Source organism: Lysobacter avium (assembly GCF_015209745.1).
Lineage (GTDB): Bacteria > Pseudomonadota > Gammaproteobacteria > Xanthomonadales > Xanthomonadaceae > Novilysobacter > Novilysobacter avium.
On sequence record NZ_CP063657.1, the window covers coordinates 2360872 to 2378292 of the forward strand.

The 17421-nt window shown below is 63.5% G+C and carries 14 protein-coding genes and 1 pseudogene; 1 reads left to right on the forward strand and 14 read right to left on the reverse strand.

Annotated features, from left to right (window positions below; translation table 11 throughout):
- On the forward strand, positions 1 to 3066 hold the full coding sequence (locus tag INQ42_RS10645) for a glycosyltransferase (protein ID WP_228064351.1): 3066 nt from the start codon (positions 1 to 3) through the stop codon (positions 3064 to 3066).
- On the opposite strand, the gene tagD is transcribed toward INQ42_RS10645, so the two are convergent.
- From tagD to INQ42_RS10710, 14 genes and pseudogenes are all read right to left on the reverse strand, one after another.
- Complete coding sequence (gene tagD / locus INQ42_RS10650; RefSeq protein ID WP_194034243.1) at positions 3063 to 3449, reverse strand: glycerol-3-phosphate cytidylyltransferase; 387 nt, start codon at positions 3447 to 3449, stop codon at positions 3063 to 3065. The genes INQ42_RS10645 and tagD overlap by 4 nt on opposite strands.
- Entirely contained in the window at positions 3446 to 4327 is an 882-nt protein-coding gene (locus INQ42_RS12950) for a CDP-glycerol glycerophosphotransferase family protein (RefSeq protein WP_228064502.1), read from the reverse strand. Before INQ42_RS12950 ends, tagD begins: the two co-directional genes overlap by 4 nt.
- Positions 4216 to 6450 carry a rhamnan synthesis F family protein gene (locus INQ42_RS10655; protein ID WP_194034244.1) on the reverse strand — a complete coding sequence of 745 codons (2235 nt, stop codon included), beginning with the start codon at positions 6448 to 6450 and terminating at the stop codon, positions 4216 to 4218. The genes INQ42_RS12950 and INQ42_RS10655 overlap by 112 nt, the downstream gene beginning before the upstream one ends.
- A complete protein-coding gene (locus INQ42_RS10660) occupies positions 6447 to 7859 on the reverse strand; it encodes a class I SAM-dependent methyltransferase (protein WP_194034245.1) in 1413 nt (470 codons plus the stop codon). The genes INQ42_RS10655 and INQ42_RS10660 overlap by 4 nt, the downstream gene beginning before the upstream one ends.
- A gap of 63 nt (positions 7860 to 7922) precedes the next feature.
- A complete protein-coding gene (locus INQ42_RS10665; RefSeq protein WP_194034246.1) occupies positions 7923 to 9077 on the reverse strand; it encodes an ABC transporter ATP-binding protein in 1155 nt (384 codons plus the stop codon).
- Between the two features lie 4 nt (positions 9078 to 9081).
- Positions 9082 to 9924 carry an ABC transporter permease gene (locus INQ42_RS10670; protein ID WP_194034247.1) on the reverse strand — a complete coding sequence of 281 codons (843 nt, stop codon included), beginning with the start codon at positions 9922 to 9924 and terminating at the stop codon, positions 9082 to 9084.
- Entirely contained in the window at positions 9921 to 11105 is a 1185-nt protein-coding gene (locus tag INQ42_RS10675) for a cystathionine gamma-synthase (RefSeq protein ID WP_194034248.1), read from the reverse strand. The genes INQ42_RS10670 and INQ42_RS10675 overlap by 4 nt, the downstream gene beginning before the upstream one ends.
- Before the next feature lie 71 nt (positions 11106 to 11176).
- Positions 11177 to 11827 (reverse strand): acyltransferase family protein, encoded by a 651-nt coding sequence (locus INQ42_RS13055; protein ID WP_343224909.1) that lies wholly within the window; start codon positions 11825 to 11827, stop codon positions 11177 to 11179.
- Between the two features lie 325 nt (positions 11828 to 12152).
- Positions 12153 to 12668 (reverse strand): annotated as a pseudogene (locus tag INQ42_RS13060) (type II secretion system F family protein); the annotation flags it as partial.
- Entirely contained in the window at positions 12661 to 14388 is a 1728-nt protein-coding gene (locus INQ42_RS10690; protein ID WP_194034251.1) for a GspE/PulE family protein, read from the reverse strand. The gene INQ42_RS10690 and the pseudogene INQ42_RS13060, both read right to left, overlap by 8 nt.
- Before the next feature lie 66 nt (positions 14389 to 14454).
- A complete protein-coding gene (locus INQ42_RS10695) occupies positions 14455 to 15831 on the reverse strand; it encodes a pyridoxal-phosphate dependent enzyme (RefSeq protein ID WP_194034252.1) in 1377 nt (458 codons plus the stop codon).
- A 110-nt stretch (positions 15832 to 15941) separates the two neighbouring features.
- Complete coding sequence (locus INQ42_RS10700) at positions 15942 to 16160, reverse strand: YdcH family protein (RefSeq protein ID WP_194034253.1); 219 nt, start codon at positions 16158 to 16160, stop codon at positions 15942 to 15944.
- Between the two features lie 219 nt (positions 16161 to 16379).
- Positions 16380 to 16991: a hypothetical protein gene (locus INQ42_RS10705; protein WP_194034254.1), complete on the reverse strand. Its 612-nt coding sequence runs from the start codon at positions 16989 to 16991 to the stop codon at positions 16380 to 16382.
- A complete protein-coding gene (locus tag INQ42_RS10710) occupies positions 16988 to 17311 on the reverse strand; it encodes a DUF4398 domain-containing protein (RefSeq protein WP_228064352.1) in 324 nt (107 codons plus the stop codon). Before INQ42_RS10710 ends, INQ42_RS10705 begins: the two co-directional genes overlap by 4 nt.
- Positions 17312 to 17421: the final 110 nt, after the last annotated feature.

Here is a 17421-nt window from a genome sequence, read left to right on the forward strand (position 1 = left end):
ATGCTCGGCATGGACCCGGCCGAGCATTACCTGCGCTTCGGCGCCGCGATGGAGCGCAGTCCGGGGCCCGGCTTCGACGGTGCGGGTTATCTGGCGATGTATCCGGACGTTGAGCGGGCCGGAGTCATTCCTTTGCTCCACTACCTCCGCCATGGTCGCGCCGAAGGACGCATCCCCGGGTTTCTCCCGCCGCCAAGCACCGGGATAGCGCGTGCCCGGCTGGTCGCCTTGGCGGAAACGCGATTGCGCGGTGCGCCAAAACGGCACCTGCCAGCACTCGGCAAGACGTCGCAAGCTCTATTCATCGGCAACATCCAGACCATGTATGCGGCGTCGCAAGAAGCCATCGACCACCGGCTGGCCAGCATCGTCATGCCGACTTACAACCGGAAAAAGCAGATTGTCCGGGCCATCGAATCGGTACAGGAACAGACACACCGCAACTGGGAGTTGCTGATCGTCGACGACGGCAGCACCGACGGAACGCCCGATGCCATCCGCCCGTATCTGCGCGACCCAAGGATCCGCCTGATCGGGCAGCCTCGTCGTGGCGTCAGTGCTGCACGCAACGCGGCGCTGGCCCTGGCCCGTGGCGACACCGTCTTCTATCTGGATTCGGACAACCGCTGGACCCCGGACTTCCTGCATTCGATGCTGACCTATCTGCATGCCACCGGAAACCCGTGCGGCTATAGCGCGCTGGCAATCGAAGGCGATGACGGCAAGATTTCCGGTTACCGTGGCGAGCCGTTTTCCTGGTCTCATTGCCTGCAGTCGAATTACGTCGACCTCAACGTGTTCTGCCACGACATCAAGCTCTACCGCGATCTTGGCGGCTTCGACGAAAGCCTGCGGCGGATGGTCGACTGGGATCTGATCCTCAGATACGCCAGGGATTCGAAGGTGGCCTACGCACCGTTCATCGGTTGCTACTACACCGGCTCCGAGACAGACCAGAGCCGGATTTCGCTGTCCCAGCCGTACGCCTATCGCGCGATCGTACAAACAAAAAACCGGCTCAACACCGGGGACCCGCAGGTCGTCGCAAACCACCTGCATCTCAATTTCGCCATCAAGATCGCCGCCCCGAGCGACAAGCGGGATGAGTGGGGCGACTACCACTACGCCGTTTCACTTGCCGAGGCGCTGCGTTCGCTCGGGCACTCCGTAACGATAGATTTCAGGGACCAGTGGTACGCCCGCCATCAGCACCGCGACCAGGTCATCATCGTGCTGCGGGGGTTGCAACGTTACAAACCCAACCCCGAACACATCAATATTTTGTGGAACATCAGCCACCCGGACCAGGTGAGCTACGCGGAATATGAAAGCCACGACATCGTTTACGTGGCTTCCCCATCGTATCCTTCGCTTCTCAACCAGATCCTCGGAAAACCGGCCCGGACGCTTCTGCAGTGCACCGATACCAGGCGCTTCGGCTTCTCCGGCCCCGCAGGGGATTCACTGGACGGCCTGCTTTTCGTCGGCAACTCCCGCAACCATTTCCGGCACACGGTCCGCTGGGCAACCGAGCTTGAAATGCCGGTCAAGGTTCATGGGACGCGCTGGTCGCAGTTCATCGATGCACGGCACATCGTCAGCGAGCATGTTCCCAATACCGAACTGGCCGCTCACTACGCGTCCGCGACCGCGGTGCTCAACGATCACTGGGAATCGATGCGGAATTTCGGACTGATTTCCAACCGTGTCTTCGACGTGCTGGCCTGTGGCGGCACCCTGATCTCGGACTCGATGCCATCGATCCAGCAACTGTTCGGCGATGCGGTACTCCAGGTCGATTCCCGCGACACCCTTGCCCAGGCCCTGGCAACGCTCGAATCGGCACCGCGCAGTGCCGCCGACGCCTTGCGGATCTCCCGACAGGTCCATCAGGCGCACTCCTTCGATGCACGCGCGGCAACCATCTGGAACGACGTGCTCGGACAATTGGGACTGCCGCCGCGCGCGCACCAGCAGGATCCCGGCACGCCCGAAGTCGCCGCCCCATCGGCGATACCAGCGGCTCCCAAGCGCAAGCGCGCGGGATTACTGTTGCAGCGCCGGGCGCACGGCCCTTCCAGTTCCGCCTACATCCGCCTGATCGCCCCCCTCACCACCGACCTGGCGCACGCGGACATCGACATGGTGCTGCTCGACGGCGTGGAGGACGGCCGCCTGGACAACTGCGATTACTGCATCGTCCAGCGCGTGGCAGTGGAAGACATCGACGATGCGGTTACCCTGGTTGAACGGGTACGCACCCTCGGATGCAGGTTGTTCGTGGACAACGACGATGCATTCGGCGCGCTGGACAAGACGCATCCAGAACACGAGTTCTATCGTGAGCGCGATGCGGTGCTCCGCTATCTGATGGGCCAGGCGGATCAGGTGTGGTTCTCGACGGAACACCTGCATTCCCTCTATCGCGACGACGCACGCAATGGCATCGTTTTGCCGAACAACCTCGATCCCCGCCTGTGGCGCGACTACCGCAAGCCCCGGTGGAGCCGGTCCGGGGGGCCCTTGCAATTGCTGTACATGGGTACCGCAACGCACGACGCCGATTTCGCGGCCATCCTGCCAGCCCTGGATGCGCTTGCCGAGCTGCGCCCCGACAGTTTCCAGCTGACCAACATCGCCGCCGTGCGCTCGCCGCCCCAACGCAGCTGGCTCAAGAACCTGCCGCCTCCGCGAAATGCTTTGAGCTACCCGCACTTCGTCCGCTGGCTGGTCGCCCAAGGCCCCTTCGACGTCGGTCTGGCACCGCTCGCGGACACCGGCTTCAATGCCTCCAAGTCCGACATCAAGATCCTGGACTACTGCGCACTGGGCTTGATATCGCTGGTTTCGGACGTGCCCTGCTACCAGCATCAACGTGAACAACAGCCCTTTGCACTGCGTGTTGCAAACAATCCGCAAGCATGGCTCGCCAGCCTGTGCGACGTGATGGACGACTCGGCAACCCATCGGCAACTCGCGGCGCAAGCTGCCGACCATGTCTGGGATCAGCGCAACGCCACCCACAGCGCCCAGGCACTGCTTGCAACGCTGGGCCGGACACCCTAGCGCGTCAAGGACTGCTTGATCTGGGTGGTCGACACATCGGGCGTGCGCGGCAGGTAGCACACCTCGCAGTACGGGGAGAGAAAGTCGAATTTCCCCTCCCAGTCGTGTCCCATCACGAAAATGTCCGCCGAATACCGGCGGATGTCGTCGACTTTCTGTTCCCAGGTGTGCTCGGGGAAAACCTCGTCGACCCAGCGGATCGATTCGAGCACCGCCTTGCGATTCTCGTAATTGAGCAGGGAGGACTTGTGTTTGCCTCGATTAAACTCGTCCGACGATAAACCCACCACCAACCGGCTGCCCATCTCGCGCGCCCGCCTAAGCAGTTTGATATGCCCCACATGCAGGATATCGAACGTCCCGTAGGTGATGATCGTTTTCATGATTGCCCCTGCATGTTCGCCACCGGCCTGCCCATGCCACCGCAGTCGGTAAGTTGTCTGACCTTCTCCACCACGCGCGCCGAGCTGCCGTCATCGACATGGTCGAAGAACAGCCGTCGCTTCCATTCCAGCGATGCCCGTTCGATTTCCGTTCGCGGTTCAAACAGGGTTTCCAGGGCTTGGCGAAACTCCTGGAAATCATGGCAAACAGGCCCCGGGAAGATGAAATCCAAGTCGTAGAAACCACCACGCTCAAGCAGATAGCTGTCGTGGTCGTAGGCAAAGCTGACCGCCGGCTTACCGGTCAGCATGTAGTCGATAAAGCAACTGGAGTAATCCGTCACCAGCGCCGCGGACAAGCGGTACAGGATCTCGACGTTCGGGAAATGTGCATCCGACAGGTCCAGCGGCCCCAGGCTCTCAAGCTGACGGGTGAACACGCGGGCGTTGTCCGCCATGTGCTCGCGGATGCCAAGCACCGCATCGTTGCGCTCAAGCCAGTCCCCCAGACTGGCGACTTCCTCGTCGGTGAAGCGGTAGTAACCGTCCTCCTGGGCATTGCGGAAGGTCGGCATCAGCAACACCAGATGCCTGCTGCCGAGCAGGCTTTTCAGCCGTGCGGCCTCGGCCTGCATGTCCGCGGGCAGGCGATCGAAATCACGCAGGATGAAATCGTTGCGCGGAAGGCCGGTATTCCAGATCTCACCAAACGACAGCGGATAGAACGATGTCGCCATCGCCATTGTATCCACCTTCGAGGAGCTGATCACGGCGCGGCAGCGCTCGTGCTCCACGGCAATCCGGTCCAGCTTCTGCACCATGTCCTGAGACGCATAGCCGATGCGCTTGAACGGGATGCCGTGCCAAAGATTGATAATGTTATGCAGATCGCTGGCCACCGGATACACCAGATTCCGGGTGGGGCTGTGCTTGATGAACAGGTTTTGCCGCAGCGCATCAGCAAGTGCTGGCCACGCGGGCTCTTGAGCGGCACCACGGTGACATTGGCGCCCGTTACCTCAACCGGCCGGCCAAGCGTGAAAATTATCTTGCGGATCAGCGGATCATCGCGGACCTGCTCGAAAACCGCACGTTCGTTACCCGAGAAAACATCGCTGAAGGCGCAAACCGGAAAACCCCACCAGGTGGCATGTTTGGGCGTGACCCGATCGGCCGCCAGGAATTCTCCATTTCCCAACAGTTTCCGTGGCTGATCCAGGTTGTCCACCAGCCGCTCCGTCCCGATATGCAGGTTGCGATGGAGCCTGTCCGGATCGACGACCCGATCCAGGTTCCTCTGGATGATGTCCACGTCGGCACCCGGGAGTTTCTCGAGGATCCTCTCTTTCCAATTCCACAGGCCCGGTACGAAATAGTGGTTTTCCGACAGCAGGTAACGCTTGAGCAGGGGGAAGCCTTCCCCTAGCAAATGGAAATACCAGGTCGTGAACATCGGATGGAATGGATACAGATACGGCATGAAGGTATCGAACGCATACCCTCGCGCAATCAGATGTCGAGTCAGGCCGACCTCGTACTTCAGGATGATATTGCGCTTGTTGTCCTGGGCAACCACCGAATCGATCAGATTCCTGAATTCCGGATCGCTTGTCACCGGCCGGCGATAAGCCACGAAATACGAGGCGACATGGAAGTCATAGTGGTAGTCGCGCTCATACTGATCCAGTAGCGCTCCCCGTACCGTCTCTACCGGGATCGGTTGGCGGAACTGGTTGGCCGGGTTTTTCCGGGTGGACGCCAGCCCCTTGGTCGCCTGCAGGCCCCACCAGTCGCAGGCACGGGCATCCATCCGCTCGAACACCTCATCCAGGCTCCTGAGCAGGTAGCAACTATCGTTGACCAGCAACAGCTCGTCGTACTCCGCCAGCAGGTCCCACCCGAGCTTTTTCGCCAGCCGCGAATAGGAGCCGAAATCGTATTCGCCGTGCCGCTCCGCCCATGCCTGCTTGACGTGGGGAGTCAGCTTGTCCAATTCCTCCGGCGGCATCTCGCTGTCGGCGAGGTAGTAGATATCCGCATGCCGGGCCAGCTCACGCAGGTATGCCAGGACGTAGTCGTCAACCACGCCATCGGCATCGTAGGCGGCAAACAGGCAGACCCGGCGCACCGGTTGTCCTGCGACATGCCGATAGCCGCTTGCGGGATATTGATTCACTCGTGCCGGCGGACGGGTATCCAGCCCCAGTTCCCGTCCGACCCGCATGTAATGACCCAGGGGGTTCTCTCCCTCCACGGCCGGATCCATGTGCGTGGACCAGTACCACCAGACATCGAAGTCGCGGCACGGATTACGCAGTTGCTTCCAGCCGTACTGGCAGAAGTGCAACAGCGGATTCCGCTTCTTGCGCGCCACATCGTGGTTGTTTCGCAGGTACCACGCGCCGTCGAACAGTGCCGACGGATTCCTGTTTTCGCGGGCCCCGTGGCGCACGTAATGCACCAACGGGTCCATACCCGACTCGAGCACATCCGGGTATTGCTCCAGGTAGTACTCGACATCAAATACACCGGCGTCCTGGATCGCCTCGACCCTGGGGTCGAGCACCGGCCAGGCCTCCAGCCCACGGCGGCGACCCTCGGCCAGATAATGCAGCAAGGGGTTTTCCTCGGTCTTGTCTGCCCTGAAGTGCGCCTGCACATACCGGTCCACGTCGAAATCCGCGCTGGGATTGCGGGATTCCCGCCATCCGGATTCGCAGAAGTGCAGCAAGGGGTTCAGCCTCGCCTTCCGGACATCGGGATTTTTGGACAGGTAATAGACCCCATTGAACAGGTCGCAGGGACTCCGACCTTCCCTCGCTCCGGAGTCGACATAGTGCCGGAGGGGATCCACCCCGGCCGCTTTCACATCCGGATACAGATCCAGATAACGCGCACGGTCGAAAATCCCCAGCGCATCCACCGCCGCCATTTCGGGATGGCGATAGCCGCTTCCCAGGCGTCGAATAGCTGCCTTCACCACCCGCTTCATTGCCCTCATTCCCACTCCCCCAGAGGTTGATTCTGCATTTGATTCCCGTGAAATATCCTGTCGCGCGCATCCGCCAGACGAAAGACAACGCCTTCGGGCACGAAAACCTTGAACCCACTGCCCAGATCCGACGCCTGGCGCACGCCGGTGGAGTCCAGGCTCAACCGGTATCCCACCAGCGCGTGGGGCAACCCGAGATGGGACTGGACATCCGGGCGCAATTGCCGATCCACCCTCTCCGCCTGCAGCGTGCGCCGGCCGATTTTCACCGCAATATCCTTCGGAAGATTTCCCCCCGCATCGACGGCCCAGCCGCGAATGACGAGCGCATTGCCTTCGACGGAAATTTCATCCACGAACCCGACCGGTTCAATACGCACCGCGGACTCCCCATCGCGCTCGGAATCCTGTTCCACCATGGATAGATAGAACGCCTCCGCCTGCTGCGTCATTACCGCTCCCGACAGTGGCGCCTGGCCGATACGGTCCCAGTTCAATCGCACCGGCATGTAACCGCGCGCCGAAAGCAACGCCTCCACCCGGGCCTGATGCGCCTCCGGCACGTACATGTCCAGCACGAAACTCCGGCCATCGGCCTCGGCGAGCCACGCATCGACCAGCCCGGACTCCAGCCCGCCGTCAAACACCCTGCGGATGGCCTCGTCTATGCGGAATGGGGAATACCCATCGGCTACCGCCTGGCGCAATGGCTCCGATACCGCGATGTTTCCCTTCGCCAGAAGGCTGATCTGGCGGTCGCCCGAAACCACCGGCATCGCCGTTGCGTGGAACAACTCCGACGCCAGGCTGCTTTTTCCATACCCGGGAGGTTGCATGAGCAGATAGGCCACCGGCCTGCGCCTCGCGATGTGCACGACGTGGCGAGCCACTGGGTCACCGGCCTGGTTGACGCTCGGCCCCATCCATTTCCAGGCAAACCCCGCCAAAGTCAGCTTCAACTGCGCCATGGTCGGGAAATAGCGCTCGTCGATGCCGCGTTTGACTTTCACCCACTCGGCTGCGGGAGACGAAACCAGCCCCAGTTCCAGCACCAGGACACCGTCGGGTGCGAGCTTGTCCACCAGGCGCTTGATCAGTTCCGGCTGGTCATCCGCATAATGCACGGCGGAGGCCAGCAGGATCACGTCGAACAGCCCCTCCGGCAGTTGGCTCCAGTCCTGCGCAAGGAATTCGCAATCCGGGAACCGCGACTTTGCGCGGTTGACGAACTCGGCGGAACGATCGATGCCGACCGAGCGTGCCGCACCGAGAAACCTGGCGAACCCGCAGAAAAATCCCTCGTTGCAGCCGACATCCAGGAAGCTGCGGCCACTAAGCTCGGGCAACTTCAAGGCCAGCAGTTTATCGAGGGTACGGGAGTCGCCGGCCGCGCTTGGAAATGATTGGTATTGGACCATGGGATAGCCGGTTCTCGTGCATCCAAAACAGATCGATGCAATGAAATGAATCGATGGACGGGGTCAGTCAGTCTCGCGCAATGTCGCGGCAACCGCCGCCGCAATACGCAACGGTGCGTCGGCATGATCGGACGACGATCCACCAAGAACCCGCAACTGTTCCCCGAGCTGGGAGGGTCGCAAGACGCCGGAGACATGGACGCTTGCAAGGAAACCGCACTCATCGGTGTGCAGCCCCAGATGACGCATCACGTCCGGACGCCGCACGCGCTCGACCGCATGGGCGACATAGCGGTGTCCATCCATTTCCAGTGCAATCCCGCTCGGCAGCGCGCCCTCGGTATCGACCATCCAGCCTTTGACCAGGAACAGACCGTCGCCATCGCCTTGGCGAATTTCCTCGATCACCCCGTAGATCTGGGCGGCAGGGGATGGCGCCGCGTCTTCGATCGTGATGACCTTGTTGGCGCGCAGCTGCGCCATCATGCCGTGATAACACTTCAGCGACGAAGTGATGTCGCCCGCGTAGGCCAGCTTGCCACCTTCCAGCACGATGCCCTTGTTGCACATGTCGCGCAGCAGACCGACGCTGTGGCTGGCGAGCACCACGATCTTGCTGCCACCGACCCGGCTCTGCATCCGCTCCTTGGCCTTGGCCATGAACTCCGAATCGCCGGCGCCCACCCACTCGTCCATAAGCATGATGTCGTGCTGGACCGAGGTGGAGATTGCGAACCCCAGACGCATCTTCTGGCCCGACGACAAGGTCCGCAGGCGGTGGTTGACCTTGTGCTCCAGTCCGGCGAATTCCAGGATCGACTCCACCTGCGGGCGCAGAAACGCCGCCTTCAGGCCCATCGCGATGCCACGCAGGAAGATATTCTCCCGCACCGTCGCCTCGCCACTGAAGCCCAGCGACATGTTGAGCAGTGCCTGGCAGCTGCCCTGCACCGTCAGCTCGCCACTGGTCGGCTGATAGACGCGGTTTAGCACCCGCAACAGGGTGCTCTTGCCCGCGCCATTGCGCCCCAGGATGGCCAGCCGGTCGCCCTCGCGGATCTCAAAACTGATGTCGTCCAGCAACCGGATCAGGCTTCGCTTGGGGGTATCGAACGCCGCACCGAGAAACATCCCGCCCCAGCCCGTTGCCTCGCGCTCGCGCTGCAGGAAGATCGGAACGTCGAGATTGATCCGGTCGGCCCGGATGAATGCGCTCATCGGGTCAGATCCATAACGGTACGAAGCGGGCATAGCGGCGGTACACGAACGTCGCCGCCACCAACCCGACGATGGTCATCGCGCCGACATACCAATACGTCACCATTTCAACCGGCTCACCCAGGATAGGCGCGCGGAACAGGGTGACGAAATGGTAGAACGGGTTGAACCGCATCAACTGCCCGCGCACGCTCTCGGCCGGCATCAGGTCGGGATACCAGATGATCGGGGTCAACAGGAACAGGAAGATCGAAGTGTGGTTGAGGAGTTGGCCAAAATCCGAAAATCTGGCGCCTATCAGCGAAAAGATCACGCTGATCCACAGGCCGTTCAGATAGATCAGCCCGATGGTCAGCGGAGCCAGCAACAAGCCCTGCAGCGCCACGCCCTTGTACATGAGCAGGGCGATGACCGTAATCGGCACATAAGTGCAGAAGTCGAAAAACGATTTGGCCAGCGATTGCAGCAGGTAATCGGTCAGCCGCATGTGGCCGTCCATGATGAACGACTGGCTGGCGACCAGCACGTTCGCGCTGCCGATCACCGACGACATCAGGGTCCGGAACACCATCGCCCCGAGCGCGACATGGGCGGCGAACTCGGCGATCGAGCGACCCTGCATGCTGGCGAAAAACGACCCCAAGCCAAACACATACACAACCGCCGGCGCCATCAGCCACAGCATGCCGAAACGGGACTTGCGCGCCCGGACGAGGATATCCAGCCAGCTGGAAAGCGCCCAGAACTCGGGGTTGCGAAAACTCTCGCGAAGCTCGCGCCAGAATTCGTTGGTGGCCTGCGATCTCGGGGAAGCGGGCACGAGCACTGCGTCCTGCCCTTCGCTCACGACAGGGCGCTGTCCAGGTCGGCCTGCAGGTCCACCACCGTCTCGACGCCCACGCTCAGCCGCACGAGGTTGTCGGTCACGCCCAGCGCCGCGCGCCTTTCCGCCGGCACCGACGCGTGGGTCATGATCGCCGGGTGGTTGACCAGGCTTTCCACGCCGCCCAGCGATTCGGCCAGCGCAAACAGCTTCGTGCGCTCGCAGAAGCGGTTGGCGGCATCCGCCCCACCCTTCAGGTAGATGCTGATCATGCCGCCGAAGCCATCCATCTGGCGCTTGGCCAGTTCATGCTGCGGGTGCGACTTCAGGCCGGGGTAGAGCACCTTCTCGATCGCCGGATGGGTATCCAGCCATTCGGCCAGCACCTGCGCGTTCTCGCAATGCGCCTTCATGCGCAGGTGCAGGGTCTTCAGCCCGCGCAGGGCGAGGAAGCTGTCGAACGGGCCCTGCACCGCGCCGATGGAGTTCTGCAGGAACGCCATCTGCTCGGCCAGGTCGTTGTCGTCGCCGACCACTGCCATGCCGCCGACGATGTCGGAGTGGCCATTGAGGTACTTGGTCGCCGAATGCATGACGATATGCGCGCCCAGCTCCAGCGGACGCTGCAGGATCGGCGAGCAGAAGGTGTTGTCGACCACCACGATCAGGCCGCGCCTCCGGGCGATCTCGGCGATCTGGGCAATGTCGACCAGCTTCAGCAGCGGATTGGTCGGGGTCTCGATCCAGACCATGCGGGTCTCGGGACTGATCGCGGCCTCGAAGGCGGCCGCATCGCTGAGGTCGATCCAGCTGAAGTCCAGCCCGGCGCTGCGCCGGCGGACGCGCTCGAACAGGCGGTAGGTACCGCCGTAGACGTCGTCCATCGCTATGACGTGGCTGCCGGTGTCGAGCATCTCCAGGATGGTCGAGGTCGCCGCCAGACCGGAGGCAAACGCAAACCCGCGGGTGCCGCTTTCCAGCGCGGCGACGCAACGCTCGTAGGCGAACCGGGTCGGGTTGTGGCTGCGCGAGTACTCGTACCCCTGGTGCACGCCCGGGCTGGACTGCACGTAGGTGGAGGTCGCGTAGATCGGCGTCATCACCGCGCCGGTGCTGGGGTCGGGAGACTGGCCGGCATGGATGGCGAGGGTGCCGAGGCCCGGACGACGGCCGGACTCACCGGTGGGATCTTGATCCATGGACATGGCAGAGGTTTCCGTGAACGGCAGCGGGACGACCCGGAATTCTACCACCTGCCGGCCGGCCGCCCTTGCCCTCAGCCGACCTGCCGACGCGCAGCCGCAGGCGCGGCAGCCGGCAGACGCAACTCCCGCCACGGGCGTTCAAACACCAGAAACGACGCCATGGCCACCAGCATCAAGGCGGCAAGTACCGCCCAGGCCGAAAACACACTCGTCCCGAACCAGCGGGCCAGTGGACTGGCGAGCACCGGCATGTGCCACAAGTAGGCGCTGAAGCTGACCGCTCCCACCAGCCGCATCGGGGCCCAGGAGAACAGCCCGCTCAACCAACCCGGTCCATGCAGCACCGCCAGCAGCAGGCTGGACCACACCAGCCCGAAAAACAGGAACCAATGGTGATTGAGCTTGTTGTCAAGCGCACCGCCGGTAATCGCCGCCCAGACTCCCGGGGTGGTCGCCACAAAGGCGACCAGCGCCGCCAGGCCTGCAACACCCCAGAGACGCGGAAAGGCGTGCTTGCGCGAACCAAGCCATTGATCCAGCCGCGCCGCGAAGCCCCCGCACAGGAACAACACCAGATACGGCCCCAGCCGCACATCGTTGCGGCCGGTCTCGCCCGGCGGCCAGAACCACAGCGCCGCCGCCACTACCAGCACCGCCACGGCAGCCTCCAGCGCCCACGGCCAACGCCAGGCGCGCATCCACACCAGCCCAAGCGCGTCCATCGAGCAGCGCGGCCAAGGTGCTGGCCCAGCGACCTACTTCGGACTCGATCAGCCATTGGCCGACGATGGGCAGCCGGACCGTCGACTCCGCCAGGCGATCGACGAAGCCCGGCAGCTTGAACAACGCACGGACGCCGACGGCCAGCAGCACCACGGCCAGCGCCACCAGCCAGGCGTGTTCGCTCAACCAGACTCCGGTGGCGATCGTCCACCGGGACAGCGCGGGCATGTTGTTGCCCTGCTGGGTCAGCAGGCCACCGAAGCGCGGCACCACCCACATGAAGATGATGCCGACCGCGGCAAGACCCGAGCCCACGAGCACGATGGGATAGATCATCGCGCCGGTCATTTCCTGTCGCACCCGCTGGTCGTACTCGAATTGCTGGACGCCGTTGCGCACAGACTCGGCGAGCCGGCCGGTCGCCTCGCCGGCATGCACCAGCTGGTGCAGGTATTCGGGTATCGGCAACTTCGCCGCACGCAGCGCCGCGCTGAAACTCTCGCCCCGGCGGACCGAACGCTCCATCTCGGAAAACGCGCGGGTCAGGCTGGGGTGATGGCTGGACTTGGCCAGTGACGACAACGAGGTGACCAGCCCGACGCCGGCTTCCAGCAGGGTAGTGAACTGGTTCAACACCAGTTGCAATTCGCGCGATGAGGCGGTCCGCCGACGCGGTCCGGTCCACCCGCCTTTGCGTACTGCCTTCATCGCATAGGGCGTCAGCCCCTGTGACGCCAGCCGGCGTGACGCCTCTCCCTCGGAGAGGGCATCCAGCGTGCCGGAGACTTTCTTGCCGGAGCCGTCCATGGCCTCGTAACGGAACGTGGCCACCTCAGCCATCCGCCACCGCCCCACCGGTCACGCGGATGACCTCATCGACGGTCGTCAGCCCGGCGCGGGCCTTCAACAAGCCGTCTTCGCGCAAGGTCCGGCCACCTTGACGCGTTGCCACCTGGCGCATGACTTCGGCGGTCGCTCCGGAAATGATCAGTTCCTGCAACTCGGGGCTCACGTCGACCAGTTCATAGATGCCCAGGCGTCCGCGATAACCGGTGCCCTGGCAATGGGTGCAACCGACCGGCCGGCGCCATGCCGGATCACCATCGGACTCATCCAGCGATCCGACCAGATCTGCGACCGCCGCCAGGACCTCGGCCGGCTCGCTGCAACGGGTGCACAGGCGCCTCACCAGACGTTGCGCCTGCACGGCACGCACGCTGGTGGCGACGAGGAACGGTTCCACGCCCATGTCGACCAGGCGGGTAAACGCACTGACCGCGTCATTGGTATGCAGCGTGGAAAGCACCAGGTGGCCGGTAAGGGCCGATTGCACCGCGATTTCCGCGGTTTCCAGATCGCGGATTTCGCCAATCATGATCACGTCCGGATCCTGTCGCAGGATGGCGCGCAGGGCACGCGAGAACGTGTAGCCGATCTCGGCATTGGCCTGGATCTGGGTGACCCCGGTGACCTCGTATTCGACCGGATCCTCGACGGTGATCATCTTGCGATCGCGCTGGTTCATTTCTTCCAGCGTGGCGTAAAGGGTCGTCGACTTGCCCGAACCGGTCGGTCCGGTGACCAGCACGATGCCATGCGGCTCGCGCGCCCAGAGCCGGAACGACGCCAGATCCCGCTGCGAAAATCCCAGCCGCTCCAGGCTCAGGTCCTGCCGCTCTTTTGGCAGGAGCCGAAGCACGATGGACTCGCCGTGCAGGGCAGGCACCGCAGAGGCGCGCACATCAACCTCCTGACCGCTGACCCGGGTCGTCAACCGCCCGTCCTGGGGCAACCGCCGCTCGGCGATATCCATCCCGGAGATGAGCTTTACGCGGGACGCCACCGCCGGGTAACGGCTGGCCGGCAGCGTCATGCGCGTATGCAGGATTCCATCGGTCCGCATGCGGATGTGGAATACCATTTCTTCGGGCTCGATATGGATATCCGAAGCCCGTTGATCCATCGCCTGGGCGAGGATGTTGTTCACCAGCTCGATGACGGGAGCTTCTTCCGCCAACTCGCGCAGGTGGCCTACGTCGTCATCCAAGGCGGAGTCATCTCCGGCACCACCTCGCCCGGCCATTTCCAGCAGGCGGTCCAAGTCCTGGGTTCGCGTCAGGCGCCAGTCCCACGCGTTGGTTCCAAAGTGCTTCCCGAGCGCCTCGTTGATCAGCGGATCCAGCGGATCACGCGCGACAGCGATGATCGGACCGGATGCCCGGCTCCAGGCCACCACGCCGTTGTCGACCCACCAGTCCACTGAATACCCTTCGGTACCCAGCAGTGCGCGGATCGCATCGGGACTCTCGGGCCACTCGTCTCCCGACAGCAGCGGCATCGCGAGCTGGTTCGCCAGGACCGGGAGCAAGGTTTCTTCCGACAAGGCCCCAAGACGCACCAGGATGCTGCCGATACGGCCGCCGAACTGCTTCTGAAAAGCCAGGGCCTTTTGCACATCCGAGGCGGACACGGCGCTCTGCGCGACAAGCAGATCGCCCAGCAATTGAGTCCGGGGCGATCCCTCGGGCTGATTCGAGGCGGAAAGAAGGGAGGTCTGCATGTTCATATCAGGCATGGGAAAGACAAGCATGACGGAATCCGAGGAGCTCTCCCCGGATTTGTCGATTCACTCCACCCGCCTGCGCAAATGATTCAGCAGGTCGATCCGCGTAATCAGGCCGAGGAACTGATCACCGTCGGCGATGATCGCGACATGGCCGCGGTCGAACACCGGCAGCAGCGCCTCGACCGGCGCGCGCACGTCGATCTTGTCCAGCTTGCTGACCATCGCGGTGGACACCGGATCACGGAAGCGGGCCTCGTCGCCGTACACGTGCAGCAGCAGGTCGGACTCGTCAATGATCCCGACCAGTTCGTCGCCGCGCATCACCGGCAACTGGCTGACGTCGTACAGCTTCATCCGCTGGTAGGCGGTCACCAGCAGGTCGTCCGGGCCGATGACGACGGTGTCGCGGCGCGAGAACGGGCGCAGGATCAGGTCGCGCAGGTCGCCGTGGCGCTCGGCTTCCAGAAAGCCGTTGTCGAGCATCCAGTAGTCGTTGTACATCTTTGACAGGTACTTGTTGCCGGTGTCGCAGACAAACACCAACACGCGCTTGGGCACCGTCTGCGCGGCGCAGTATTTCAGCGCGGCGGCCAGCAGTGTGCCGGTGGAGGAGCCGCCGAGGATCCCTTCCTTCTCCAACAGCATCCGCGCGGTCAGGAAGCTTTCCTTGTCGCTGATCGCGTAGGCCTGCTTGACCCGGCTGAAGTCGGAGATCGACGGCAGGAAGTCCTCGCCGATGCCCTCGACCATCCAGCTGGCGGACTTGTCGCTGAGCGTGCCCTCGTTGATGTACTCGGTCAGGATCGAGCCGACCGGGTCGGCCAGGATCAGCTCGGTATGCGGAGACTTCTCGGAGAAACAGCGCGACAGGCCGGTCATGGTGCCCGAGCTGCCGCAGCCGAAGACGATCGCATCCAGGCCGCCGACCTCGGCCATCTGGGCGAGGATCTCCGGGCCTGTGACCTGCTCGTGCGCGGCCGGGTTGTCCGGGTTGCCGAACTGGTTGATGAAAAACGCGCCCGGCGTCTCGCTGGCGATACGCGCCGCGAGGTCCTGGTAATAGTCGGGATGGCCCTTGGCGACATCGGAGCGGGTCAGCACCACCTGCGCGCCCATCGCCTTGAGGTTGAAGATCTTCTCCCGGCTCATCTTGTCAGGAACCACCAGCACCAGCTTGTAGCCCTTCTGCTGGGCAACCAGCGCCAGTCCCAGACCGGTGTTGCCCGCCGTACCTTCGACCAGTGTGTCGCCGGGCGAGATGTCCCCGCGCGCCTCGGCCGCCTCGATCATCTTCAGCCCGATGCGGTCCTTGATGGAGCCGCCGGGGTTCTGAGATTCCAGCTTGAAATACAGTTCGCACACACCGGTATCGAGGTGCTGCGCCTTGACGATCGGCGTGTTGCCGATCAGGTCGAGTACGGAGCTAGCAATTTGCATGCGAATCACGGGTTCTTGGCGCCGGCAATCGCGGCTGACCCGGGGATTCTAAGGGATGCCGGCACCGGCGGCCGGGTACGCGGCAGCCGGCGTCGACAGCGCAGCGCGGCTCAGTTGCCCTGGGCGGCGTACATCCTGACCAACTGGTCCTTGGCCGCGAGCTTCTCGCGCTTCATCTGTGCCAGCGTGGTGGGGTCGATCGGCAACACGCCCAACTCGGCGTCCATAACCTTCTTGTCGAGCTTCTTGTGGCGCTGGTACAGCTGCTTGAACTCGCGGTTGGAATCGATCAGGGCATCTATCTCGGGCTGGGATTGATCATCGAACATTGAAGCCTCCTTCAGCACAGGGGAACCGCCGGGCGGGAATCGACCGCCCGGTGATTCGACCCTACTCCGCACGTCCGGCAGCGGCAATATGCGTCGGTCGGGCCGAGTGCGCGCCCGAGGCAAAGGGCTGACAAGAGCCTTGTCCCCGCACGCTATGCGGACTTAAACCGCTGACAACCAACGATTTATTGACAAAACGCCCGGGGCGCGCAGCGGCGGTTACTTCTTCTTGGGCTTCTCGTCGGGCTTGCCGCCCATCAGCTCGGCTTCCTGACGGGCCAGTTCGGCCTCGCGCGCCCTTGCAGCTTTCAGGCGGGCCGCCTGGGCGCCGGCGACATCCTTCAACGCCGTCTCCACATCGGCCATGGCGTCGGCATCGCTCAGGGACTGCATACGCAGGCGCTCCGCCTCCTCGGCCCGGACCTGGGCCTGGATGCGCAGGCGCTCGGCTTCGGCGCGTGCGGCGGCGGCATCGCGGCGGCTGGCCTCCAGCAACAGCTCGGTGCGCTCCCGCTCCAGCTCGCGCAACTGCTGCTGCATCGCCGCCGTCTCCGCGGCCGCCTCGGCAATCTGCACCCGGCGGTCGGCGACGTAGTACGCCGCCTCGTATTGACTCTGGCGGGCGTTGGCCAGCGCATCCACGGCGTTGCGCGCCTGCAGTCGCTCAAACGACGCGGCGTTGGCATAGTCCGGATTGGCATCCAGTGCGACCAGCTTGCGCCCCAGTGCCTCGACGCCGGCATCGGTGCGGCTTTGCGCGAGGACGGGGACGATGGACGCGGCGAGCAGCAGTCCGATGGCCAGGCAACGAATATCGGTGGAAATCCTCATCGGCTGCTCCCTCCCTCGAAGCGGTCGCGCAGTTCGCGCACTTCACGTCGTCGCTGGGCCAGCTCGGCGGCGGTCTTGGCGTTGGAGCTCAGTGCGATCGCCAGATCGGCATCGGCGCTGGCGGCATTGGCGAGCGCGCGCGCTGCGTCATTGCGACCCTCTGACATCGCCACCTGGGCCCGCCCCAGGCCATCACGTGCCAACGCAAGCTGCTCGCTGGCGTACTGGTCCGCGTCCAGGTCGGTCGCCCTGGAAACGGCCTGTCGCGCATCGGCCAGCTCATTGGTCGGCGGCGGCAGCGTGGCGCATGCGCCGAGCACGCAAGCGAGAACTGTGCACGCGAGCAGGCTGCGGAATTGTGAGAAGCTTGTGAGCATATGGGGAGCCGTGGCGGAGGTGTATCGCCCGGCCATTGTGGGCAATCCGGCGT

Coding starts and splice junctions, on each gene's coding strand:
- INQ42_RS13055 (WP_343224909.1), bottom strand. CDS start 11,827: ATGGACGCGCTTGGGCTGGTGTGGATGCGCGCCTGGCGTTGGCCGTGG.
- INQ42_RS10690 (WP_194034251.1), bottom strand. CDS start 14,388: ATGCAGACCTCCCTTCTTTCCGCCTCGAATCAGCCCGAGGGATCGCCC.
- INQ42_RS10645 (WP_228064351.1), top strand. CDS start 1: ATGCTCGGCATGGACCCGGCCGAGCATTACCTGCGCTTCGGCGCCGCG.
- tagD (WP_194034243.1), bottom strand. CDS start 3,449: ATGAAAACGATCATCACCTACGGGACGTTCGATATCCTGCATGTGGGG.
- INQ42_RS10675 (WP_194034248.1), bottom strand. CDS start 11,105: ATGTCCATGGATCAAGATCCCACCGGTGAGTCCGGCCGTCGTCCGGGC.
- INQ42_RS10665 (WP_194034246.1), bottom strand. CDS start 9,077: ATGAGCGCATTCATCCGGGCCGACCGGATCAATCTCGACGTTCCGATC.
- INQ42_RS10695 (WP_194034252.1), bottom strand. CDS start 15,831: ATGCAAATTGCTAGCTCCGTACTCGACCTGATCGGCAACACGCCGATC.
- INQ42_RS10700 (WP_194034253.1), bottom strand. CDS start 16,160: ATGTTCGATGATCAATCCCAGCCCGAGATAGATGCCCTGATCGATTCC.
- INQ42_RS10660 (WP_194034245.1), bottom strand. CDS start 7,859: ATGGTCCAATACCAATCATTTCCAAGCGCGGCCGGCGACTCCCGTACC.
- INQ42_RS10705 (WP_194034254.1), bottom strand. CDS start 16,991: ATGAGGATTTCCACCGATATTCGTTGCCTGGCCATCGGACTGCTGCTC.
- INQ42_RS10655 (WP_194034244.1), bottom strand. CDS start 6,450: ATGAGGGCAATGAAGCGGGTGGTGAAGGCAGCTATTCGACGCCTGGGA.